The sequence below is a fragment of the Lactobacillus sp. 3B(2020) genome (genome assembly GCF_013487845.1).
Taxonomy (GTDB): domain Bacteria; phylum Bacillota; class Bacilli; order Lactobacillales; family Lactobacillaceae; genus Limosilactobacillus; species Limosilactobacillus alvi.
In genome coordinates, this window is sequence record NZ_CP047410.1 from 1,620,620 (window position 1) to 1,644,115 (window position 23,496).

The 23,496-nt window shown below is 44.4% G+C and carries 27 protein-coding genes; 6 read left to right on the top strand and 21 right to left on the bottom strand.

Features of this window, described 5'->3' with window-relative positions; translation table 11 throughout:
• Positions 1-15: 15 nt before the first annotated feature.
• From rplC to GTO83_RS08235, 3 genes are all read right to left on the bottom strand, one after another.
• Positions 16-678 carry a 50S ribosomal protein L3 gene (rplC, locus tag GTO83_RS08225; protein ID WP_019206049.1) on the bottom strand — a complete coding sequence of 221 codons (663 nt, stop codon included), beginning with the start codon at positions 676-678 and terminating at the stop codon, positions 16-18.
• A gap of 53 nt (positions 679-731) precedes the next feature.
• Positions 732-1,040: a 30S ribosomal protein S10 gene (gene rpsJ / locus GTO83_RS08230; RefSeq protein WP_180870318.1), complete on the bottom strand. Its 309-nt coding sequence runs from the start codon at positions 1,038-1,040 to the stop codon at positions 732-734.
• Positions 1,041-1,336: 296 nt separating this feature from the next.
• Positions 1,337-2,371, bottom strand: a complete 1,035-nt coding sequence (locus GTO83_RS08235; RefSeq protein ID WP_180870320.1) for a DUF5692 family protein — start codon at positions 2,369-2,371, stop codon at positions 1,337-1,339.
• Between the two features lie 220 nt (positions 2,372-2,591).
• Here GTO83_RS08235 and GTO83_RS08240 point away from each other — a divergent pair, with 220 nt between their 5' ends.
• From GTO83_RS08240 to GTO83_RS08260, 5 genes are all read left to right on the top strand, one after another.
• Positions 2,592-4,412 (top strand): heavy metal translocating P-type ATPase, encoded by a 1,821-nt coding sequence (locus tag GTO83_RS08240; protein ID WP_180870321.1) that lies wholly within the window; start codon positions 2,592-2,594, stop codon positions 4,410-4,412.
• Between the two features lie 66 nt (positions 4,413-4,478).
• Entirely contained in the window at positions 4,479-4,706 is a 228-nt protein-coding gene (locus GTO83_RS08245) for a heavy-metal-associated domain-containing protein (RefSeq protein WP_180870323.1), read from the top strand.
• Between the two features lies 1 nt (position 4,707).
• Positions 4,708-5,262, top strand: a complete 555-nt coding sequence (locus GTO83_RS08250; protein WP_180870325.1) for a DNA-binding protein — start codon at positions 4,708-4,710, stop codon at positions 5,260-5,262.
• A 25-nt stretch (positions 5,263-5,287) separates the two neighbouring features.
• On the top strand, positions 5,288-5,935 hold the full coding sequence (locus GTO83_RS08255) for a Crp/Fnr family transcriptional regulator (protein ID WP_180870326.1): 648 nt from the start codon (positions 5,288-5,290) through the stop codon (positions 5,933-5,935).
• 71 nt (positions 5,936-6,006) lie between these two features.
• Positions 6,007-6,987: an aldo/keto reductase gene (locus tag GTO83_RS08260; RefSeq protein WP_180870328.1), complete on the top strand. Its 981-nt coding sequence runs from the start codon at positions 6,007-6,009 to the stop codon at positions 6,985-6,987.
• Between the two features lie 331 nt (positions 6,988-7,318).
• On the opposite strand, the gene GTO83_RS08265 is transcribed toward GTO83_RS08260, so the two are convergent.
• From GTO83_RS08265 to GTO83_RS08345, 17 genes are all read right to left on the bottom strand, one after another.
• Positions 7,319-8,278, bottom strand: a complete 960-nt coding sequence (locus tag GTO83_RS08265) for a biotin--[acetyl-CoA-carboxylase] ligase (protein ID WP_180870330.1) — start codon at positions 8,276-8,278, stop codon at positions 7,319-7,321.
• A 17-nt stretch (positions 8,279-8,295) separates the two neighbouring features.
• Positions 8,296-8,850, bottom strand: coding sequence for a biotin transporter BioY (locus GTO83_RS08270; RefSeq protein WP_180870331.1), 555 nt, complete (start codon positions 8,848-8,850; stop codon positions 8,296-8,298).
• A 104-nt stretch (positions 8,851-8,954) separates the two neighbouring features.
• On the bottom strand, positions 8,955-9,719 hold the full coding sequence (gene fabI / locus GTO83_RS08275; protein WP_180870333.1) for an enoyl-ACP reductase FabI: 765 nt from the start codon (positions 9,717-9,719) through the stop codon (positions 8,955-8,957).
• 11 nt (positions 9,720-9,730) lie between these two features.
• Complete coding sequence (gene accA / locus GTO83_RS08280; RefSeq protein ID WP_180870335.1) at positions 9,731-10,507, bottom strand: carboxyltransferase subunit alpha; 777 nt, start codon at positions 10,505-10,507, stop codon at positions 9,731-9,733.
• Positions 10,500-11,348 carry an acetyl-CoA carboxylase carboxyltransferase subunit beta gene (locus GTO83_RS08285; RefSeq protein WP_180870337.1) on the bottom strand — a complete coding sequence of 283 codons (849 nt, stop codon included), beginning with the start codon at positions 11,346-11,348 and terminating at the stop codon, positions 10,500-10,502. Before GTO83_RS08285 ends, accA begins: the two co-directional genes overlap by 8 nt.
• A gap of 11 nt (positions 11,349-11,359) precedes the next feature.
• The gene (accC, locus tag GTO83_RS08290) at positions 11,360-12,766 is read right to left on the bottom strand and encodes an acetyl-CoA carboxylase biotin carboxylase subunit (protein WP_180870338.1); all 1,407 of its coding nucleotides are present in this window, start codon (positions 12,764-12,766) and stop codon (positions 11,360-11,362) included.
• A gap of 9 nt (positions 12,767-12,775) precedes the next feature.
• The gene (gene fabZ / locus GTO83_RS08295; RefSeq protein WP_180870340.1) at positions 12,776-13,207 is read right to left on the bottom strand and encodes a 3-hydroxyacyl-ACP dehydratase FabZ; all 432 of its coding nucleotides are present in this window, start codon (positions 13,205-13,207) and stop codon (positions 12,776-12,778) included.
• 13 nt (positions 13,208-13,220) lie between these two features.
• Positions 13,221-13,661 carry a biotin/lipoyl-containing protein gene (locus GTO83_RS08300; protein ID WP_180870342.1) on the bottom strand — a complete coding sequence of 147 codons (441 nt, stop codon included), beginning with the start codon at positions 13,659-13,661 and terminating at the stop codon, positions 13,221-13,223.
• Between the two features lie 6 nt (positions 13,662-13,667).
• A complete protein-coding gene (gene fabF / locus GTO83_RS08305; RefSeq protein ID WP_180870344.1) occupies positions 13,668-14,900 on the bottom strand; it encodes a beta-ketoacyl-ACP synthase II in 1,233 nt (410 codons plus the stop codon).
• Positions 14,901-14,927: 27 nt separating this feature from the next.
• Positions 14,928-15,653, bottom strand: coding sequence for a 3-oxoacyl-ACP reductase family protein (locus GTO83_RS08310; protein ID WP_180870346.1), 726 nt, complete (start codon positions 15,651-15,653; stop codon positions 14,928-14,930).
• A complete protein-coding gene (locus GTO83_RS08315; protein ID WP_180870348.1) occupies positions 15,637-16,584 on the bottom strand; it encodes an ACP S-malonyltransferase in 948 nt (315 codons plus the stop codon). Before GTO83_RS08315 ends, GTO83_RS08310 begins: the two co-directional genes overlap by 17 nt.
• The gene (locus GTO83_RS08320; RefSeq protein ID WP_180870349.1) at positions 16,584-16,826 is read right to left on the bottom strand and encodes an acyl carrier protein; all 243 of its coding nucleotides are present in this window, start codon (positions 16,824-16,826) and stop codon (positions 16,584-16,586) included. The genes GTO83_RS08315 and GTO83_RS08320 overlap by 1 nt, the downstream gene beginning before the upstream one ends.
• 33 nt (positions 16,827-16,859) lie before the next feature.
• Positions 16,860-17,834, bottom strand: coding sequence for a beta-ketoacyl-ACP synthase III (locus GTO83_RS08325; protein ID WP_180870351.1), 975 nt, complete (start codon positions 17,832-17,834; stop codon positions 16,860-16,862).
• A 4-nt stretch (positions 17,835-17,838) separates the two neighbouring features.
• A complete protein-coding gene (locus GTO83_RS08330; protein WP_180870353.1) occupies positions 17,839-18,285 on the bottom strand; it encodes a MarR family winged helix-turn-helix transcriptional regulator in 447 nt (148 codons plus the stop codon).
• A 116-nt stretch (positions 18,286-18,401) separates the two neighbouring features.
• Positions 18,402-18,848, bottom strand: coding sequence for a 3-hydroxyacyl-ACP dehydratase FabZ (gene fabZ / locus GTO83_RS08335; RefSeq protein WP_180870355.1), 447 nt, complete (start codon positions 18,846-18,848; stop codon positions 18,402-18,404).
• 277 nt (positions 18,849-19,125) lie between these two features.
• A complete protein-coding gene (gene thrB, locus GTO83_RS08340) occupies positions 19,126-19,989 on the bottom strand; it encodes a homoserine kinase (protein ID WP_180870356.1) in 864 nt (287 codons plus the stop codon).
• A 12-nt stretch (positions 19,990-20,001) separates the two neighbouring features.
• Positions 20,002-21,279, bottom strand: a complete 1,278-nt coding sequence (locus GTO83_RS08345) for a homoserine dehydrogenase (RefSeq protein ID WP_180870358.1) — start codon at positions 21,277-21,279, stop codon at positions 20,002-20,004.
• 109 nt (positions 21,280-21,388) lie between these two features.
• Here GTO83_RS08345 and thrC point away from each other — a divergent pair, with 109 nt between their 5' ends.
• Positions 21,389-22,867 carry a threonine synthase gene (thrC, locus tag GTO83_RS08350; protein ID WP_180870359.1) on the top strand — a complete coding sequence of 493 codons (1,479 nt, stop codon included), beginning with the start codon at positions 21,389-21,391 and terminating at the stop codon, positions 22,865-22,867.
• A gap of 51 nt (positions 22,868-22,918) precedes the next feature.
• On the opposite strand, the gene GTO83_RS08355 is transcribed toward thrC, so the two are convergent.
• A complete protein-coding gene (locus tag GTO83_RS08355) occupies positions 22,919-23,452 on the bottom strand; it encodes a VanZ family protein (RefSeq protein WP_180870361.1) in 534 nt (177 codons plus the stop codon).
• Positions 23,453-23,496 lie beyond the last annotated feature (44 nt).

Consider the following 23,496-nt stretch of genomic DNA (forward strand, 5'->3'; position numbering starts at 1 on the left):
TAGCTTCCTCCTTTCTTAGTTGTTGTGTTGCTTGCTAAGGCTCTTCTTAGTGTTTGCCTTAACAGAGTTCTTAATCGTTACGTAAGACTTGTTTGCGCCTGGTACGTTACCCTTGATTAAAAGAACGTTGTTTTCAAGGTCAACCTTAACAACCTTCAAATGTTGCATGGTCCGAGTGTTGTTACCCATCCGACCTGGCAACTTCTTACCCTTGAAGACGTGGTTGATAATCGCACCCAAGGAACCAGGACGCCGGTGGTAACGAGAACCGTGAGCCATAGGACCACGCCGTTGACCATCCTTGTGAATGTTACCTTGGTAACCATGACCCTTAGTGACACCCGTAACGTCGACCGTTTCGCCTTCCGCGAATACGTCCGCCTTGATTTCGTCACCAACTTTAATGTCGTCTCCTAATTCTGCGTCGCGGATTTCACCGATGAAGCGCTTAGGATTCGTGTTAGCTTTTGCTACATGACCTTGTTCAGCCTTGTTGCTCAAGATTTCGCGCTTGTCATCAAAACCAAGTTGAACTGCGTTGTAACCATCGTTTTCAACTGTCTTAACTTGAAGCACAACGTTTGGCGTTACGTCGATTACCGTAACTGGAACCAATTCACCGTTGTCAGTAAAAACTTGAGTCATGCCGACCTTTTTACCTAAGATTCCTTTGGTCATGAGTACACCTCCAATTTATTTTGATTTATTTTTATTTGATAGATACGTTTAAATTAAAGCTTAATTTCGATATCAACACCACTTGGCAAGTCGAGCCTCATCAAAGCGTCAACTGTCTTAGGGGTTGGGTCGATAATATCGATCAACCGCTTGTGGGTGCGCATTTCGAATTGTTCCCGTGACTTCTTAAACTTGTGTGGTGAACGGATAACCGTGTAGAGAGTCCGTTCAGTTGGTAACGGGATAGGACCTGAAATTTGAGCACCAGTCCGCTTTGCAGTTTCAACAATCTTGTCTGCTGATTCATCCAAAACGCGGTGTTCGTAAGCCTTTAAACGAATACGAATCTTTTGTTTTGCCATTGTATTCCCTCCTTCGTCAGATTTAAAATTTGACTAGCTCCGTGGAAATTACCGCCACATCCTGTGGCAAAGCGGCCGGGTGTGTCGCAACCTTCCACTTCATCGCCTAACTTGACTGAATCAGTAGGGGGAGTGGCTTTCTCGCCCCTGTCGTTCAGCACTTTTACTATCATACAAGAAAGCCTGCTTTAGATCAAGGATTTTCTGAAATTAATTTTTGATTTTCATTTTCTTCGCTTAAATAAAAAATCATCTTCCGAGATTTTACTCGCAAGATGATTAAAAGCTACTATATTTTATGCCCGACGCATTGCTTCATCATAATCCTTGGTACCAACAAAGATTTCGTGAGTGTAAGGGTTAATCCCAAGTTGCTTTGAGCGCTTCAAAATAATTGCTAAAACGACAACGTTAATTACTAAAGCAAGGATTGCGATCAAGCCCATCGCAACAGGATCAACTGAACTTGGGTGAACAGCTGGGTTCATAAAACCATCCTTATATAAGACCGGGAGAACTGCAAATTTTCCTTGGTCTTGGAAAAGTGGAAAGACTTGAGCAAACATACACCAAATTGAAAGCGTGTAGGCGCGGTTTTGAATCCAGCCCCCTTTGTTCCAAAAGGCAGCCGCAAACGTTGGGGCCAATAGTAAGGCAACCCCACAATACCAAGAATGTGTTGGTAAATTTGCATAGGTATATTCAAAGTTCCAAACATCATAAGCTAAGATAAACAGCCAGGTCATGTCTGGCCATAACATATCTTGCTGATTCTTCGAGGAATAAATTGCCCACCAACCTGTCATACAGAAAATATTTAAGATCCCAGCTAGGCCGTTAGCAATGTTCCACCAACCACCATAGAGCCAAACGCCTTCTGATGATAACCACCATTGAGATTGGCCTTGAGCTAAATGCGATAGGCCATTAAAAGCCGATTGAAAATCACTTCCAACCGCAATCAAGATATTGATGGCCACAATTACAAAGGGAAAACATTTAAACCAATGCTGTTTTGCAAACCACCAATCGTATTTCAGCATCATAAAGCCAATACACCCAGCAGTTGCTGCATACAACTTAGCATAGTGGAACCAACCATTCATATGGATATAAGTCTGATTATGCAGGGCCCAACTCTGTCCATGAGCAGCCCCAACATAAATCGCAATGAAATAAATAGTTAAGATTGCTGGTAAAACTATAAAGAAGAAAATCCCGCCGGCTTTTGAGCGCCGGGCAACTTCATTTGCGAGAATTAATGCAACAAAAACCATTAACCAACCACAGAACTGCCATAAAGCACTATGACCATAGACTTGAAATAACATCTTTCGCCACTCCTCTCCAATGAATAATTTTTTATTACATCTATATTATAAATTACAACCTATGTAATGAGAGGAGTTAAAATTCGTTAACTAGTTTATAAAGTGACAACTTTAATTTTTTATCGTTTTGGAAACTTTGATAAAGATCAATTTTTTCTTTGAGTAAACTCCATATAATAGTTGAAAATTAACACTAGTTCTTATGAATGGAGGTTACAACATGAAAATCCAACGTTTTTACCAACAACATCAAAAAACAATTCTTGGAATCATGACCGGCTTATTAATCATTGCTTACCTATTTAAATGGCAGCAAAATTTCTTACTGTTTAATACCCTTTTAGCTCTTGTCGCAATAATTGGGGAAATTCCCCTCTTCCTTCGGGCGGCCAGTGCCCTTAAATTTAAATTAGTCTCAATTGAGCTCTTAGTTACAATTGCGGTAATTGGTGCTTTCTTCATCCAAGAGTTCAGCGAGGCAGGGATCGTCGTTTGGTTGTTTTCTTTAGGGAACCTACTTGAGGAGCTTTCCTTACAGAAAACCCGTCAATCCGTTAAAGAACTTGTTCAACTCGCTCCAAAAGCGGCTTACCGGATTATGAGCCCCGAGGACCGAAAAGGTGAACTAGTGGCAATTGACGACCTCGACGAAGATGATTATGTCTTGGTTAGGACGGGGGATCAAATTCCAGTCGATGGTAAAGTGGTTAGGGGGAGTGGCTATGTTGACGAAGCCCCGATCACTGGCGAGGCCAAACCCCAAGCTAAAAAAATTGGAAATTCAACTTATGCGGGGACTAACTTAACCGATGGGACCTTAGTAATTCAAGCTAGTCGGGTGGGTGAAGATACTACTTTTGGTCAACTAATCGAATTAATTGAAGAGGCCCAAGATAGCCAAACCCAAGCCCAACGCAAAATTGACCAATTTGCTAAGTACTATACCCCGATTGTCTTAGTGATTGCCCTCATTGTCTTCATTATTAGTCGACAAATCGAATTAGCCATTACCGTCTTAGTGCTTGGTTGCCCAGGGGCCTTAGTGATTGGGGTCCCCGTTTCAACTGTTGCTGGAATTGGAACTGCTGCCAAAAGTGGTATTTTGGTCAAAGGAGCCACGGTTTTCGAAACCTTCCGTAAGGTTAACTGGCTTGCCTTTGACAAAACCGGTACGATTACTAGCGGTCATCCGGCGGTTACGAAAGTCGTTAACTTAACCGGCGACGAAAAACTTAACACTCAGTATCTTGTTAGTGTTGAAACGGAGGCTACCCATCCCCTCGCCAAAGCCATCGTCCACCACTTTGCTTCGGTTACCCCCTTTCCAACCGAACAACTTGCCACCGTCAAAGGAGCTGGAATTAAAGCTGTGGTTGCTGGCCACCACGTGCTGGTTGGAAACGAAGAGCTAATTCAAGCGGCTGGCATCACTAATTTACCAAATCTTACGCCAACTACCACCCATGTTTTAATGGCGGTTGATAATCAATTGACCCTCGCCCTCGAAATCATGGATCCACTAAAGGAAACAACTCCAGCCGCCATTAAACAACTCCATCCCCACTACCACCTCGCCCTCTTGACTGGTGACCATCAAGCGGTGGCGGAAGCAACCGTGGCTGGCCTTGATTTTGATGCCATTCACGGGGACCAACTCCCTAAAGATAAGGTTAATTTTATCCAAGCAACCCAGGATAAGGGTCAAAAAGTGGCCTTTATCGGCGATGGGATTAATGATGGTCCAGCATTAGCGACAGCAAAAGTGGGGATCGCCATGGGAAGCGGGAGCGATACGGCAATTGAAACGGCCGACATTGTCCTGCCAACCTCAGATCTTTCTCGCTTACCGATTTTAAATCGAATTGCTAAAGCTACGATGTGGAATATGAATGAAAACATCAGCATTGCTTTGTTAACCGTTTTGTTACTATTCATTGGCCTATTTACAGGTTATATCCACATGGCTTCCGGAATGCTTATCCACGAAGCTAGTATCCTCGTGGTAATTCTAAATAGTTTCCGTTTATTACGCCACTTTTGATCCACGTCAAGGTTTTTTATTAGTTTTAACTTGATAATAGTAAAAAAAGTAAATGGAGGGATCATCATGCAAAAAATCACCATGGCTGTTGACCAACTAACCTGTCCTAGTTGTTTAACTAAGATTCAAACGGCTCTAGATCAACAAACAACCGTTACTTCCAGTAAAGTCCTTTTTAATGCCGGAAAAGTTAAATTAACGGCAACTGACGATGCAAATCCTAATGCATTAAAAAAGATCGTCGAACAACTCGGTTACCCAGTTACTAATCTCAAAGTAAAGGAGCTCGCTTAAAATGATTGATATCGAAAAACTTACCCAAGCCGAACTAGATCGGGCTGACCAAGAACACCATACGCCAACTGCCGGGGCAATGATTAGCCATGTCATTGCAAACTTGTGGCTTCACCAACTTAAAATTGAACAAGCCACCCTCTTTGTTAAAAAATGTGGAGTTAGTCTTTTCTTAACCCAAGTCGGCCCAGAATGGCAAGCAAAGGAAGCTGACTTTATCCACCGCCTTAACCAAGCCTTAGCCGATGAAGGTGATTTAGTCCCGACTACTAGCCACCAAATCTTGGAATATACAATGTTAAAAGAATCCTTGGGGAATAAATTTAGGCCCGCCCGAGACCAACTCTTTGACTTAATTCAAGATTTTGACACGCAATTAATGTTTATTACGCGGGCAATTGAATTGGCCCAAAAGGAACACCACTATGCGCAAGCAGCCTTATTAGTTGAATTGTACGGTTGGCAAAAAGCCCAAATCCGGCGGGGACAAACAATTCTCGGCCACAACGTTAATGAAGGTTTAGCTAGCGCTGAAGAAGACGATGATGAAGATTAAACAAACAACAAGGGAAGGATCACCAATGGCAAAAGAACTTTGTGTCCAGTTAGTGCCCCTTTTTAATCAACTTCCACTAGCCGATCAAGAACAGATTGAAGCTCTATTAAAGCAAGCCAAACATCCCCGGGGTGAAATCGTTTTGGACCCACTTTCGAAACCACAGTTAATTATCGTGGCAAAGGGAAAATTACGGATGGAAACCTTGGCTAGTGATGGCACCAAACAAGTGAACCAAATTATTAGCGCTGGTGATTACGCCGGAACTGAATGGCTTTTTGGTGAAACTAACCAGGCAACCTACTTAACAGCTGCTCAAAATAGCCTAGTTTGTCACCTCGAAATGGCTGATTTTAAAGCTTTGTTAGCAAAGTTACCTACCTTAGCTTACCGTCTCCTTCGCTTCACGATTAATCAAAACCATGCTCTACAACGCCAAACTTACTACCTTGGATTAACCCGGGTTGAAGAACGGGTGATGGCTTACTTTAATGATCAAAAAATGGACCAACAAAGTTCCGTCATTACCCTCCCTTTTAAATTAGCTGAATTAGCCGCTTATTTGGGAACCACCCCCGAGACCATTTCTCGAACGATTAAACACCTTAGTGACGAAAGCAAAATTGAGCAATTAACCAAAGCTAAATATCGGCTTTTAAAAACAGAAAAATAAGGGCAAGCAAACTTAAAAACGAGTATAATTAACTTAATGTGTTACCGTTTTCATAAAGAAGGAGTGGAAAAATGGAAACAATTAAGTTCGGTAAATCTGAGGTTGTCGCTAACCCGCTTGGGCTAGGTACTAACGCCGTTGGGGGGTATAACTTATTCCATCAATTAGCTGATGAAGATGGAAAACAGCTGGTGGAAGCAGCGATTGCCTGCGGCATCAACTTGCTTGATACCGCCTATGTATACGGTTTAGGTCATTCTGAGGAATTGGTCGGTCAGGTCATTAAAAATCACCGGCGGGAAGATTTAGTAGTTGCAACGAAGGGCGCTCACGACTTCTCAACTGGTGAAGAAGTTATCAATAACGATCCCGCTTTCCTTCGTCAACAAGTTGAAAATAGCTTAAAGCGGCTTCAAACTGATTACTTAGACATTTACTACATTCACTTCCCAGATCATGATACGCCAAAAGCCGAAGCCGTCGGAGCTTTACAACGCTTACGGGAAGAAGGTAAGATCCGGGCGATTGGTGTTTCCAATTTCAACCTCGCCCAAATTAAAGAGGCGAATGCTGATGGTTACGTTGACGTTGTTGAAGATGAATTTAGCCTATTACATCAAGACCACCTAAATGATGGCATGTTAAATTATCTTCATGATAATCAAATTAGCTTTGTACCTTACTTCCCACTAGCTTCTGGACTCTTAACCGGGAAGTATGACCACCTAGTAACCTTCCCAGATGATGATATTCGAAGCCAAATTGCCGACTTTAAGGAACCGCGGTTTAGACAAGTCCGCCAAGCAGTTGACCAAATCCGGCCAATTGCAAACGCCCATCAGGCTACGGTTGCTCAAGTCGTTCTCGCTTGGTATCTCACCAACCCACTCATCAGCGCCGTTATTCCTGGAGCTAAGCGGGCAGCACAAGTCGAAGCTAACGCCAAGGCAATGGAACTTCAGTTAAGCAAAACTGAATACCAGACCATTGAACAAGCCTTCCAAGAATTCCAAAACACTACTTCCGGAAAATCTTTGAAGGATCCGGATTAGACACCTTACCAAAAAAGTAATAGTTTCCAGCAAGAGTCGAGGGGCTAGGAAGAAACTCATGTTTCTTCCTAGCCCCTCTTTGTCATCTCCGAATGTTACTCAGTAACTAAGGTCAAAGCAGTAGCTGAATGGCAGTTGCTTCCCTAACGGTCGTACCAACCGATTCAGCCTTGCATGGGCTCACAAACGCCAAACCAGTTGGCTGGTTCGCTCCAAAGCACGGCCTTAGCGGATAAGTGCGAACGAAAGGCCGATTCTAATGAATCAACCTTCGTCCTTCTTATCCCAACCAGGCCGTCAAGGAGCTTTTTTCCCAACCTCCTCTTTTAGTTTATTTCACATTCACCTTTGTCACTTCCCCACTGACAAAGGTACGACTTCCTTCGGGAGTAATAACTACTAGCGCCCCATCATCATTAATTTGCGTGGCCGTTCCGTGGACCGTTTCATGGGCTCCGCGGAGTTCAACCGGGCGTCCTAAAACCAAGGAATGTTTGCGGTAATTAGTTAGAAAATCACCAGTCGTAAAATCACCAATTCTAATTTGAATTGCATCTAATAAGGCTGCCGCAAGTTGATTACGATCAACCAAATCCCCTAATTTTCCGGCCTTAGGGGCTAATTCGGTTGGAAAATTGGTTGTTGAAAGGTTTATGCCACAGCCAATTACCACCGTTTGAGCGGATTGGGTTTCCAAATCGGTTACCGCTTCGGTTAAAATTCCAACCGCTTTTTTACCATTACAATAGATATCGTTAACCCACTTTAACTGGAGGTCAGCTTGCGGGTAAAAGGAGTGTAAAACTTGCCAAATGGCTTCGGCAACCCCGGTGGTTAATAAGCCCGGATTTTGTAAAGGAACTGCGAGCTGAAAGGCAACTGAGAAGTAAAGACCGGTTGCTGCCGGTGAAAAAAATTGACGCCCACGCCGACCATAACCAGCGGTTTGGCTTTCGGCCAACCACACAGCTGGTAAGGTAACTTGCCGGTGACTAATAGCAGCTTTAGCTTGATCTTGGGTTGAAGAAAGCTCATCAAACACTAGGACTTGACCACGAAATTTTCGACAAGCGGTCTGAATTACCGGCGCAGACAACTTGCTAGTCCCAAGATAGATATAACCCTTTGCTGGCTGACCTTGAATCTCAAAACCGTTTTTTCGTAAAGCTTGAATTGCTTTCCAAATACTCTCCCGACTAATTTGAAGCCGGGTTGCTAATTCGCTCCCCGTAAGCGCCCGATTGGGTTGGTTTAGAAATTCTGCAAGAACTTTTTCTCGTGTGGTCACCATTTGGCATTCCTCCATAATTACATACTAAACTGGTGGGGCAAGATCTTTCGTAATCGCCGGGCAACCATTACGCTCAAACTCGCTTTTAAGATATCGCCAGGCAAAAAGACCATTTCGGCAAGTAAGGCCTTAATAATCCCAAAATGGAAAAGGGTTGCTAACCAAATAACTTCACAAAGGTTAATCCAAAGGACCCCAAAGAGGAGCAGGACGAGCCATTCCCGCCACCAGCTCACTTTCCACCAGCTTAATTTTAACACGCTCCCAATCATTAGGGGGGGCACCAGCCAACTTAAGAGCGCTCCACCAGTTGGCCCAACAAAACTCGCTAAGCCACCATTTCCTCCTGAGAGGAAGGGAAAACCAAGGGCAACCAAAACCAAGAATAATATAACCGCTAAACTCCCCCGTTTCGGGCCTAACAACTCACCAGCCAACATAATCCCAAAGTTTTGCAAGATAATTGGTACCGGTAAAAAGCCAACTGGTATTCCCGGAAAAATTCCTAAGATAATAATCAAAGCCATCATAATTGCGGTTGTAGTAATTAATTGAATTGAATTTATTTTCATTTAATCAAACTCTCCCTTCGCTTGTAACCCTTAATATGAAATTGGGGTTACAAGAGCTATAAAAGAAAAAGTGGTTGAAGTTCAGCCACTTTTTGTCTCACTAGCTAAATTAAGTGGACCCCTTTATCTACATAAATTACGTCGCCTACAACCCCAGTACTGAGATCACTCATTAAGAAAGCGCAAGTTCCCCCAATTTCATCTAGGGTAACGCTCTTGCCGTCGGTGGTCCGGTTTTGGGATTCTTTCAAAAGGTCACTATGTCCCTTGATTCCAGTAACCGCTAAGGTCTTCATCGCCCCAGCTGAAATGGCATTAACCCGAATCTTGTTAACACCCATGTCACGAGCTAAGTAACGGACATTAGCTTCCAGAGCCGCCTTAGCAACTCCCATAACGTTGTAGTTAGGGATTGCTCGTTCTGAACCAAAGTAAGTTAAGGTCACGATACTTGCCGGGTTCTTTAAAAGAGCTTGCTTTTCTGCTTCCTTAGCAACTGCCAATAAGGAATAAGCAGAAATGTCTTGGGCAAGGGCATAACCTTCCCGAGATACGTTAGTGATGGAGCCACCTAATTCTTCCTTCTTTGCATAAGCAATAGCGTGAACGAGCCCATCTAATTGACCAAACCGGGTTTTAATCGTTGCAAAGGCCGTTGTAATGCTTTCGTCACTTGCCACATCACATTCAATTAAACGGTCGTCATCGTTAACTAACTTTGCCACACTCTTCTTCAACCGTTCGTTTTGGTAAGTATAAATTACTTTGGCTCCTTGAGCGGCCATTACGCGAGCACATCCCCACGCGATTGACCGTTGGTTAGCAACCCCCATTACCAAAATCTTTTTTCCTGCTAATAAATTTTCCATGGTTCCCCCTGTTAAAATTTCCGATAGCGTTCATGGCGCCGCGTAATTAATTCAGTTGGCGTCAGCGTTTCTAATTGTTGCAACTGCTGATTTAAAATTGGATCAATTTTGCTGATAACTTCCTGGTGATCATCAGGTTCGTCAATAATCCCTTCGATGATCTTTTGCTTCAGTAATGCTTGCGGTGTCAACTGCATTAGGTCAGCAGCTTCGTCCGCCCGCCGGCTATCTTTCCATAAAATTGAAGCAAAGCCTTCTGGTGAAAGAATTGAATAAGTACTCCGCTCGAGCATCCAAACTTCATCCCCTGCTGAAAGAGCCAAGGCTCCTCCACTACCACCTTCACCCAATATTACCGTAATCATGGGAACTGGTAATTGACTAATAGTCAATAGGTTTTGGGCAATGGCTGCTCCTTGACCATTTTCTTCGGCTGTTTGCCCAGGATAAGCCCCTGGTGTATTAACAAAACAAATGATTGGCCGGTTAAAATGGGCCGCCTGCTTCATTAACCGCAAGGCTTTGCGATAGCCACTTGGACTAGGACAACCAAAGTGCGTCGCCATTTTTTCTTCTGGCGTAGTCCCCCGGTGGGTTGTGATTACCGTGACTGGTTGACCATGAAAGTAACCCATACCCCCAATAATTGCAGGATCATCACCACCTAAGCGGTCCCCATGTTGTTCAAAAAAGTCGGTAATTAGGCCATCAATTAACTCTCGGCCCGTAATTTTATCATCACTTCGGGCCGCGGCCACAATTTCAGCCGCGGTTAATTTATTAGTCATTTTGCCGACCCCCTAACCGTAATAATTGATGTAGCGTTTGCTTTTCAGCTTGACGAGGAATAATTTGATCAATGAATCCATGCCGCAAAACATTTTCTGCTTGTTGTAAATCATGGGCGATTTGCTCATGGGTCGTCTGCTCAATTACTCGGCGCCCAGCAAAGCCAACTAAGGCGTGCGGTTCGGCTAAAGTAAGATCAGCTTGCATGGCAAAACTTGCCGTGACCCCACCAGTGGTCGGATCCGTCAGGACGACAATTGACAGTAAACCTGCTTGATGATGTTCAGCTAAAGCCGTGCTGACTTTTTGCATTTGCATTAAGGAATGGATCCCTTCTTGCATCCGGGCCCCACCAGAAGCTGTAAAAATGACAACCGGCTGGTTAGCCTGCGTCGCCACTTCAATTAACCGGGTTAATTTTTCACCGGTTGTTGAACCAAGCGAACCCATGATAAAGGTTGGATCCATAATTGCTAAGTTAAATTCAACCTCTTTAATCTTAGCTTTACCCGTTAAAACTGAATCATTCAAGCCTGTTGCCGCTTGCGCCTTAGCAAGCTTTTCTTGATAGCCAGGAAATTTAAGCGGGTCCGCGGGCTTTAGATCGCTAAACAAGGGCTTAAAATCATCAACTAACCACCCCAACCGTTTTTGGGCACTAATTCGAAAACCATAACCACAATTTGGACAAGTTTGATATTCATCCATCTGTTGAGCAGTAAAAACAGTTTGACAAATTGGGCACCGCCGGTAAATACCATCCGGAACTCGTTCATCTGCCCGAGGATCTGTCTTAACCAGACGTTCACTTAACGTATTTGATTTTTCGTAAAGTTTCATTGTATTCTCCTTTACTCACCGGTCAAACGGCTAAGCCCGCTACGTTTTTTGGTTTCAATTTCACCCTGTAAACGCGGCAAAATCACTTGCTCCAAATAATTAGTCGTTGCCTTCCCAGCCAAGAAGCCCGGGTCAGCTAAAATCCGTAAGTGGAAAGCCTGATTAGTATGAATCCCCTTAATAACCATTTCCTTTAGTAACCGCCGCACCTTAGCAATTGCAGCTTCCCGGGTGGCCCCCAAGGCAACCACTTTGGCAATCATTGAATCATAAAATGGACTAATCGTTACTCCCGGATAAAGGGCTGTGTCAATCCGCATCCCTAAATTGCCAACTGGCAAGTAAAGATCTTTAACTTGCCCCGTACTTGGCCGGAAATTATTGACCGGGTCTTCGGCATTGATCCGACATTCAATCGCATGTCCATGGGGGAGCAATTGATCCTGCTTAACCTTTAATGGCATTCCTGCCGCCACTTCAATTTGCAATTGGACGAGGTCGACCCCGGTAACCATTTCCGTCACGGTATGTTCCACCTGGATACGGGTATTCATTTCCATGAAATAGAAATGATGATCTTGATCCATCAAGAACTCTAACGTCCCGGTATTCAAATAGTGAAGCGCCCGGACGGCCTTAATTGCAATCGCCCCTAATTTTGCTCGTTCGGCTGGACTGATCAAAACGCAAGGGCTCTCCTCAATTACCTTTTGCTTACTTCGTTGCAATGAACAATCCCGTTCAGGAAAATAGACTGCATTTCCTTGGGCATCCCCAAAGACTTGCACTTCAATGTGCTTAACGTGCTCCAGAATTTTTTCCAAGTACATCCGCCCATCACGAAATGAAACCAGAGCTTCTTGTTGCGCTTGGGGAAAAGCTTCTTTCAATTCAGCTTCATTATCAACCCGCCGAATTCCTTTGCCGCCACCCCCAGCAGCGGCTTTAATCAAAACTGGGTAACCGAGTTGACTAGCAACTTGACAGGCTGCCTCGACCGAATTAACATCCCCGTCACTCCCCGGAATAACGGGGACACCGGCTTGTTTCATTTGTTCACGAGCGTGTTCCTTATTGCCCATCAAATCAATGGTTTCTGGTTTAGGACCAATAAAGGTTAGCCCACAGGACTCACATAAACGGGCAAATTCGGCATTTTCAGATAAAAAACCATAACCTGGGTGAATTGCCTCCGCTCCGGTGCCAATTGCGGCCGCTAAAATATTTTTCATGTTCAAGTAGGAATCTTTGGCTTTCGGGCCCCCAACACAGACCGCTTCGTCTGCCAACTGCACGTGGAGACTCTCACGATCAGCCGTTGAGTAGATTGCCACGGCCGTAATTCCCATTTCTTTCAGGGTGCGAATAATCCGTACGGCAATCTCACCCCGATTAGCGACTAAGACCTTCTTAAACATTCAATTCACCTACCCAATCATAAAGGTGAGTTCTGCCGTGCAAGCTCGCTGGCCATCAACCGTCGCAACTGCCTTACCGATACCGATGGACCCTTTCACCTTTTCGAGCTCAACTTTTAAAAGCATTTGGTCGCCAGGCCGAACAACGCGCCGGAATTCAGCACTCTTAATACCACCAAAATAAGCTGTCTTGCCGCTAAAATCTGGTTGGCTTAACAAGGCAACTGCACCGGTTTGGGCTAATGATTCAACAATTAATGCCCCCGGTAAGACCGGATTATTTGGAAAGTGGCCATTAAAGACCGTTTCATTAATGGTGACATTACGCCGAGCAATTGCGTATTGCCCCGGTTCAACTTCATCAACCCGGTCAATTAAAAGCATTGGATACCGGTGAGGTAAGATTTTTTGAATTTGGGTAACGTCTAAATCTTTTAACATTTCGTTCCCCTTTCTAAGCAGGTTCAATTTCAAAAAGTGGTTGATCAACTTCAACTAATTGTTCATCTTCAACCGCAATTTGCTTAACTGTCCCGTTAATTTTGCTCTTGACTTCCGTCATCATCTTCATCGCTTCGATTACACAAACAACTTGGCCAACCTTAACTTGATCACCAACCTGAACGTAAGGCTTAGCACCCAGTTTGGGTTGGAGGTAAACTGTTCCTACTAAGGGTGCCATAATACTATGCGTAGTTGGTTGCGCTGATTGAGCAGCTGGTTGCGTAGGCATTGCAGCTGGCATAGTAGGAGCTTCTGAAACTTTAGTTTCCTTTGGCCGGACATGCTTATTTTTACTAAGGTAAAGGTGAAAATCACCATCATTTAACTCAAATTCCCGGGTATCGCCATCTTCAAAGGCCTGCATAATTTTTTCGAGCGTCTCAGCTTGCATCCTTAACTAATCCTCCTCCCAACGCTTAAGCGCAAGTACGGCATTGTGACCCCCAAAACCGAAAGAATTACTGATTGCGTAATGACTTTCGTGGTTTTGGTTTTCACTATTTACTAAATCAACTGGACATTCTGGATCTTGAATTTCACAACCGGTGTTTGGTGGTAAAACGCCCTTTCGCAGGGCTTCAGCTGTTAAAACGGCTTCGATTGCCCCAGCAGCCCCGAGGAGGTGGCCAGTCATCCCTTTGGTCGAACTTACCAAAACATCGTGATCCCCAAAGACTTGGCGAATTGCTTTGGATTCACCCGCATCATTGGCAAGGGTTGCCGTCCCGTGAGCGTTAACGTAGTCAATATCTGCTGGTTCAATGCCGGCTTCTTCAATTGCTAGCCGCATTGCCCGGGCAGCTTCAACCCCAGCTGGATCTGGCGACGTAATGTGGTAAGCATCTGAAGTCGTTCCGTAACCAACCACTTCACCGAGGATCTTGGCACCGCGCGCCTTAGCATGGTCGTATGCTTCAAGGACCAGGGTTCCAGCCCCTTCACCAAGAACAAATCCATTGCGATCTTTATCAAATGGCCGCGAAGCCTTCATTGGGTTTTCCGTCGTTGATAGGGCAGTTAGGGCAGCAAAACCAGCAATCCCGATTTCGTTTACGGAAGCTTCGGCCCCACCAGTAATCATTACTTGGGCCCGCTCTTCCTTAATTTGGCGGAAAGCTTCCCCAATGGCGTTCGTCGCACTAGCGCACGCCGTAACGATCGTGGTACTAATATTCTTAGCGTTAAAGTGGATCGACAAGTTTCCGGCAGCCATGTTGGCAATTGCCATTGGCACGAAAAGCGGTGATACTCGTTTGGGTCCCTTATCGTGCATCTTGATGATTTGTTCTTGAATGGTTGTTAAACCACCAATTCCAGAACCGTAGATTACCCCTAGATCTTCTGCCTTGGTGTTTTCTTCCGTGATGCCGGCCATTTTCATGGCTTCCATCGCCGTTTGCATTGCATATTGGGAGTAAAGGTCCATCCGCTTGGCCGCCTTCTTACCAATTACAGCGGCTGGATCAAAATCATCAATCTCCCCGGCAACGCTGATCCCAGTTTGCGAACTATCAAACTTTGAAATTGGCTTAATCCCGACTTTGCCAGCTAAGCTGTTTTGGGTAAAGGCCTCAAAACCATTTCCGTTGGCGGCAATGGCACCCATCCCAGTAATTACAACTCGTGTCATTTGTTACTCCTTCTTTTTAAACTTGTCTTACATCGTCATTCCACCGTCAACAACGATCGTTTGACCAGTTACATAATCATTTTCAACTAAGAACCGGGCCGTTTGAGCAATTTCGTCCGGTTGTCCTAAGCGGTGTAATGGAATTTCCGTTAAGATTTGATGCTTGACCTTATCACTCAAAGCTTGGGTCATAGCACTATCAACCATTCCTGGCGCAATTGCGTTAACCCGGATTCCCCGCAAGGCCCCTTCACGGGCCACGGTCTTGGTAAAACCGACTAAACCAGCCTTGGCGGCAGCGTAATTAGCTTGGCCAGCATTACCATGTAACCCAACCACACTGGCAAGATTAATGATGACACCCGTTCGTTGCTTCACCATTGGTTTAAAAAGGGCTTGGGTCAATATCATTGGTCCCATTAAGTCCGTTGATAAAACGGCATGAAAGTCTGCGGGTTTCATTCCCAAAAGTAATTTATCCCGGTTAACGCCAGCATTGTTGACTAAAATTTGGATCGGGCCAAACTTTTCTTGGGCTGCTTTAGCAAGGTCTTGCGCACCGGCGGGTGAACTTAAATCACCACTGATATAGGCAAATTCACCATTCAATTGGGATTTTACTTCCGGAGCTAGTTTTTCACCCCGGCCGTTTAAGATCACCTTGGCACCGGCTTGAAGAAAATTTTTGGCAATTGCCAAGCCGATTCCCCGGGTACTCCCGGTCACTAAGGCGACTTTATTCGTCAGTTCCATTTTCTACCTCCGTCATAAATGCTTGGTATTCAGCTAAATTACTAATGTGATAGTGCTTTAAATCTGGTGCAACTACTTGGGCAAAACTGGTTAAGGTTTTACCAGGGCCTAGTTCCAAAGTAGCATCAAGATTTGCGAGCGTTACCAGCTTCTTTAAACCTGCACCAAAATGCGTTGGTACCGCTAATTGCTTTGCCAGAATGGCTTTCATACTAGCTGCCTCAAAGGGTTCTTCCGTCGTATTACTAATTACCGGAACTTGTGGATCATGGCATGATATCGTCTTCAAGCGTTCAACCATTTGATCCCGTGCTGGGTTAAACATAGCCGTATGGAAAGCCCCGCTAACTGGAAGTTCAATTGCCCGGCGGGCTGCTTTCGTTACCTTTATTTGTTCAATTGCTGCCTTAACGCCAGCAACGGTTCCACCGATTACTACCTGCTTTGGGGTGTTGTAATTAGCGATTGCCACCAAATCCCCTTCAGCTGTAATTTGCGCACAAATTCCTTCAACCGATTGAACATCTGGCTTTAAGAGTGCGGCCATCGCAGATGGGGTTTTATCAGCAACTGCTTGCATGTACCGGGCCCGATCGGCCAAAAGGGCCATTCCGCTCTGAAATTCCAAACCTTGGCTGGCGAGTAAGGCTGCGTATTCACCAAGGGAAAGGCCAATCATTCCTTCAACTGGCAAATCAAGGTCCCGCATTAACATCCGGTAAAGGCCATAACTAACAGCTACCAAGGCTGGTTGCACGTTTTTAGTCTGATCAAGCGCACCCGCTTCATTTTTCATAATGGGGACGAGATCCATTTTGACGGCTTCGCTGGCCTCCTTGATCGTGCTAGCAAAAAGGGGATCCGCCATTAGGTCGATCCCCATTCCCGGCCGCTGGGCGCCCTGGCCACTAAATAAAATTCCGAATTTCATTACTTAGCTGCTAATTGCTTTTCAACAAAGTCAACAACATCTTGGATCGTCGTAACCCCTTCGTCAACATCTAATTCAATGTCAAACTTGTCTTCTAATTCGTTCATAATTTCAAAAACATCAAGAGAATCGGCGTTAAGGTCATCCTTGATCTTAGCATCCAAGGTGATCTTGTCCTTTTCAACGTCAAGTTCTTCAGCAGCAATATCTTGAACAGTGTTAAAAATTTCTTCTTTAGTCATAATTAAAATTCCTTTCGTGTTTTAAGTAATTAATTAGTATTTCAAAATGATCGTGGCCGCCGTAAGCCCCCCACCAAAGCCACTTAAAACGATGGTCTCACCATGCTTAAGCTGGCCTTTTGTAATAATTTCGTCTAAAAGTAAGGGTTCACTAGCAGCGGCAGTATTCCCTACGTGATCAATATTTTGGGGAAACTTTACTAACGGTTGACCAAGGCGTTTGGCCACCTGGCGAATAATTCGCGCGTTAGCTTGGTGGAGTATAAAGTGATCAACTGCGGTCACAGGGACTTGGGCCTGGGCTAACGCTCGGTTAATTGAAGCTGGCACCTCATGGGTAGCGAATTTGTACACCGCCCGGCCATCCATTTTTAGTGGGGTAAGCCTAGTCAAAGGATGGGGCGCCTTTTGGGTAACCACAGTTTGTCCAGCCGTTAACTTCGGACCTTGTTGGCCATCTGTCATTAGATCCACCCCAAGAATCCCAATTGGTTCACTAGTTGCTTCAACCAGAACTGCCCCAGCTCCATCCCCAAAGAGGACAGCCGTTGTCCGATCATACCAATCGATGATCTTTGACATTGTTTCGGCTCCAATCACTAAAATTCGTTGGAACTGCGGATTTTGGAGCATCTGATTAGCAACCGTCAAAGCATCAACAAAACCGGTGCAAGCAGCTGAAAGATCAAAGGCAGCCGCTTGGGTTGCCCCGATCCGTCCTTGAACAGTCGCCGCAGTTGACGGCATCAAAGCTTCCGGCGTCATCGTCGCAACAATAATCAAGTTTAGACTAGCCGGATCCCACTTTGCCCGTTCAAGAGCTTGTTTAGCCGCCCGGGTCGCCAAATCGGCAGTATTTTCCCCGTCACTTAAATGCCGTTCTTTAATCCCAGTTCGGCTGGTAATCCATTCATCGCTAGTATCCAACCAAGCCGTTAAGTCTTGGTTGGCAACGACAGGCTTAGGAACGGCTTGACCGCTAGTAACAATTTTTAGGTTTCTTTTCATCCTGCTACTCGTGTTCTTCTACAAATTGTTCTAGGTTTGCAAGCGCTTTGCGGACAACCTTTAATTCTTGGTCATTCATTCCATCAAGGAACTTGGCCACCATCATATTGTGGAAAGCCCGATGTGCCCGATAGAGCACCCGTCCCTTTTTGGTTAAATATAACCGTACAACCCGGCGATCTTGATCTTCACGAACCCGCTTCACGTAACCTTTTTTCACTAACCGATCAGCAGTTGCCGTCATGGTCCCGGGAGTTAAGTGGAGCTTCTTCGCTACCGCTGAAGCAGTCTGGTGGTTATACATACTGATCGCATCAATTGCGTGCATTTCCTTAATCGTTAAATCCGAAAAAGTACTTTTTCGCAATTCATGCTCTTCAATCCACATAATGCCTCCGTAGGTTTTGATCAAGGCCTGGTTAATTTCTTGATAATCCCGGTTCTCGTTCATATGCATTCTCCTTTCAATTCTTTGATAACCCAAATAATTTGATGATTCAAAATACATTATAAGCGATAACCGTTCGTACATTGCCGCATAAACTTCAAATCCTGACAACGACTTTTCTAAATTTTTGCTTCCCGATCAGCAACAAAGAAGACCAGCTTAGCGGTGCATACCCGCTTACCATCAACCGTTGCGACCGCGTCAACTTGGCCCATGTTTGACCGCACCTTTTCCATTTCAATCGTCAAGGTTAAAACATCTCCCGGCCGGACCATTTGGCGAAAGCGCGCGTTATGAATTGCCCCGAGATATGCCGTTTTCTTATAAAACTTTGGGGATTTTAAAATGAGAATCGAGGCTGCTTGAGCAAGCGCTTCAATGATTAATACCCCTGGCATAACCGGATTGTTTGGAAAATGGCCTTGGAAGAAGCGTTCATTAATCGTTACGTTCTTTCTTGCCACTACCTTTTGGTCAGCGACCAACTCATCCACCGCATCAATGTAGCAGATGGGATACCGGTTCGGAATTAAATCCATCACTTCCTGGGCAGTCATTACTGGCACATTCGTCACCTACCTTCCAAAAAGTATTTCGAGTATCAAAATATCCGATGCTCGAATTATATGCAAAAAGTATTTTGGTTGTCAAATTATTTTTCTAACAAAATTTATCCAAAAGATTGATTTTTTGTTACTTTGAACCCTCAAAATATCTCGCTTAATTCCTTGATATTAAAAGTAAAGCACTTCGTTATCACTTTGTGAAATCAAACTAAAAACGACCGCAAAAAAATTTGGCGATCGCTTTTAAAAATGATAATTTTCTTTTGCAAATTTTAGCTTATACCGTAACCATTACCCCATTTTGATCAACCGCTAATTCTAATAATGGCGCCGTCAAATTTGCTTGCAGTAAACGATTTTGAAAAGCCGGCATCAAGTGCGGTGCAATTAAAGTCATCACCGTTGGTCCCGCCCCACTCAAATAGGTTGCAATGGCGCCAACCTCATGGCCAATTTGACGAATCATTGCTAATTCAGGGACCAATTTTGCCCGCGCTGCTTCGTGGAATTGGTCGGCTTCAATCAATGAACCAATCATTTCATATTGCCGACTAAACAAGGCCGCCACTAAGGCGTTCGCTATACTACTCCCGCGAACGGCAACTGATCGTTCAATTTGGGATGGTAAAACTGCTCGGGAAACACTAGTTGCTAAATTATTCTTCGGAACATACGCCAAAAAAGTAAAGGGTGGCGTCGGCGCTTGATAAGTTATGAATTGATCCTTTAAACTAGTTCCAATCACCACTCCTCCTAAGATCGCGGGAGCAACGTTGTCCGGATGACCTTCAATTTGGGCCGCTATTTGGACCTTTTCCATTGACGTAAGTTTTAAACTCGCCAATTGGTTGGCCAATTCAATCCCAGCCACAATCGCTGTCGACGAAGAACCGAGCCCATGGGCAAGTGGAATTTTACTTTGGACCAATAAATGGTGGGGCGGTAAGGTTGGTTCAACCATTAATGCCGCTTTAATGATCAAATTTTGTTCATTGTGCGGAATGTGCGGTAGGTCATGTTCAACCTCCCAGGTCGTGGTTGGTTCTAAAACCGCTAGATTTAAGTACTGCTTGAGAGCAACCCCAATTGAATCAAAGCCCGGGCCAAAATTAGCCGAAGATGCAGGAACCCGAATTTGCATAATTCCCGCCTCCTAATTAATTACCCGGTATGCACAATGCAGCTGGATCGTCCCTAAGTCCTGCAAGGCAAGCTCCAACTGATTAAGTTGGGCTTTACTCATGCGGTGAGTAATAATCATCACCCGGGCTTCCCCCTGATCACTCGCTTTTTGGACGATTTGGGAAAAACTAGCATTTAATTCCGCCATGACGGTGGTTAGCTTTTGCATCTCTCCAGGTTGGTCTGGCAAAGTTAAGCTGAGGTAATAACAGTCCTTGACCATCGTTGCATCCGCAAATGGTAAGGGGTGAGAATAACCATTGAAGGAATTCCCATTCGTTTTCAAGATCATATTTTTCGTGACTGTCGTAATATCGGATAAGACACTATTAGCAGTTGGTAAGCCCCCAGCTCCAGGACCATAAAACAAAGTATCACCAACTGCTCTTCCCGTAACCATCACCGCATTATTTTCATTATTAACTTGAGCTAAGGGATGATGGATATTAACCAGTGCCGGTGCAACTTCCACAAAAACCCGTTGGTCAACTAAACGGGCAATGCCAACTAGTTTCAAGGTATAGCCAAAAGCTGCCGCCTGCTGAACGTCAACTTGATCGACTTGGTCAATTCCCGTGATTTTAAACTGATCAACCGCAACATTCGTCCCAAAAGCAAACCGGGATAAGATCGCCATTTTATAAGCGGCATCTTTCCCTTGGACATCATTTGTGGGATCAGCCTCAGCAAAACCTAATTTCTGGGCTTGCTTTAAGGCATCTTCGTACGAGCGATTGCTCTGACTCATTTGCGTCAATATATAATTTGTAGTTCCGTTAACGATTCCCTTGACCTCAGTAATTTGGTCCGCCGCAAAACTATCAGCAATGGTCCGTAGAATGGGAATTCCCCCGGCAACACTTGCTTCATACATCAAATCACAATGATTTTGCTTAGCTAAAGCGATTAATTCTTGCCCCGCCGTAGCAATTAAGTCCTTATTCGCAGAAACAACATGTTTATGGGCTCGTAGCATTTGTTCAATGATCTCTTTAGCCGGATGAATCCCGCCCATTACTTCGATGACAATTTTTATTTCTGAATCATTTAAAAGATCATCAAGCTCGGTTGTAAGGTGAACTAGATCAGCAACTTGCTGGTGTTTTTGGGGATTTTTAACCACCACCGTTTTAACGACTAATTGGCGACCCGTTACTGCTGAAATTTTAGCGGCATGTTTCTGCACCATTGCTAAAACACCGCTCCCAACGGTTCCGAGACCCACCATCCCAAGTTTTATTTCATCCATCTTGTTCACCTTCCTTTAATCATTTTCTAATCATTTTGTAAATAATAACACATTATTATCTAATTTGAAGTATAATAAATAAAAATGTTACCAACGAAAGGAGCCGATTATGAAATTTCGAAGTACCCGTGACGTCACGGCGCAAGCTACTGATGCGCTAGCAGCAATTATTCAGGGATTAGCTGTAGATGGGGGCTTATTTGTGCCCGTTGCTTTTCCTCATCCTAACTATGACCTTGCAACCTTAATTCAACAACCTTATCAATTAATCGCCCAACAAGTTTTCGGGTGGTTTTTTAATGAGCTAAGTGGTCTTGAGGTAGCAGCCACCAAAGCCTATGGTTCTCAGTGGGATACGCCATCAATTACCCCGCTAACCAAACAGATCGCTGGTAACTATTACCTTGAACTATTCCATGGACCGACCTTAGCCTTTAAAGATGTTGCCCTGCAAGCCCTTCCTCAACTAATGAGTCTGGCCAAAGAACAAGGCCGTAATCCAAACGAAACAATTATTTTAACCGCCACTTCTGGTGATACCGGTACGGCTGCCCTCCGCGGTTTTCAAAACATCTTGGGGACCCAAGTAGTAGTCTTCTATCCGCAAGATGGGATCAGTCCCATTCAAAAATTACAAATGTTAGGTCAAACGGGGGCTAACCTTCACGTTGTTGGGATTACTGGTAATTTTGATCAAGCTCAAACAAGGGTCAAACAAATTTTTAACAATCCCCAAATTCGTCAACAGCTCGCCCAGCAAAAGCAACAATTTTCTTCAGCTAATTCAATGAATATTGGACGGCTAATTCCCCAAATTACTTATTATTTTAGCGCCTATGGCCAATTAGTTCGCCAAGGAGTAATCAAAGTTGGCGAAAAAATTAATTTTAGCGTTCCTACCGGTAATTTTGGTGATATTTTAGCAGGTTACTATGCCAAAAAACTTGGCTTACCAATCCATAAATTGATTTGCGCTTCCAATGTAAACCATGTTCTAACCGACTTTTTCCAAACCGGGACTTATGATCGGCAGCGAAAATTTCAGGTTACCAACGCTCCTTCAATGGATATTTTAGTTTCATCCAATCTGGAACGCTTACTCTTTGATGCCTATCAACAAGATGCTGAAGTTATTAACAAGCTGATGCAACAGCTCCAAAGCCAAGGCGCTTATCAAGTAACTCCGCAAGTCCATGCATGGTTACAAGCAACCTTTGCTGCTGGATATGCCACCCCAAATCAAGTGCTGGCTGAAATTCGGCGCGTTTATGAGCAGGCTAATTATTTAATCGATCCCCATACTGCGGTTGGGTCCTTCGTTACCCAGCAATACCAAGCTCAAACTAATGACCAGCACCCGTGCGTGATTTTGGCAACCGCCAGCCCATATAAATTCCCAGAAACAGTGCTTACCGCCATCAATTCGCAAACGAATCCACCTAGTGGCCTAACTGCCATCGAGGCGCTCGCTAAATTTGATACAAAACCTTTAACCACCGGAGTCAAAGAGCTCTTCGTTGATCAGCCACAATCCCAATTAACGATTGCTCCTGCGGAAATGACAACCACGGTACTGGATTTAATCTAAATAAAACCACTAACTTGTTGCAACAGGTTTGCTGCAACCAAGCTAGTGGTTTTACTTTTCTAACCGGAAATAATTTAATAACCGTTCGCCCGGAGTCTTAGACAACAGCCAAAAAATACCATACCCTATCAATACTCCAAGCGTATTGGTAATTACGTCATCAATATCAGCTACCCGATGATTGCCAACCAAAAGATCACTAATAAACTGAGTGCTTTCAATGATCAAACCGGGAGTTAGGGCAATTAGGAGTAAATTCCAGCTTTTAAGCCGGGGGCGCCAACAATAGACATAACATCCTAATGGGAAAGTCATAAAAATATTGGCCACAAACTCAGGATCAATATTTTGCAAGGGCCGTAAATTATAAGGGACCCCATGAAAATACATCAGTAATTTGTACGAATCCGGCATTTGGGGTCCGACAGGCGTAAAGACTAGCCAGCAAAGGACGAGTAAATAAACAAAACACGAATAAACAGTCACATTTTGCCAGAACTTGCGGTTAGTCTGCCGGACAACGTGGCCGTAACAACTCAGTAAAATGATCATTGCAATTATTAACGGGGACCATTTTAATCCCAAAATCTTCAACCTCCCCATGCAAACTTAACTTTTTCAGCTTACCG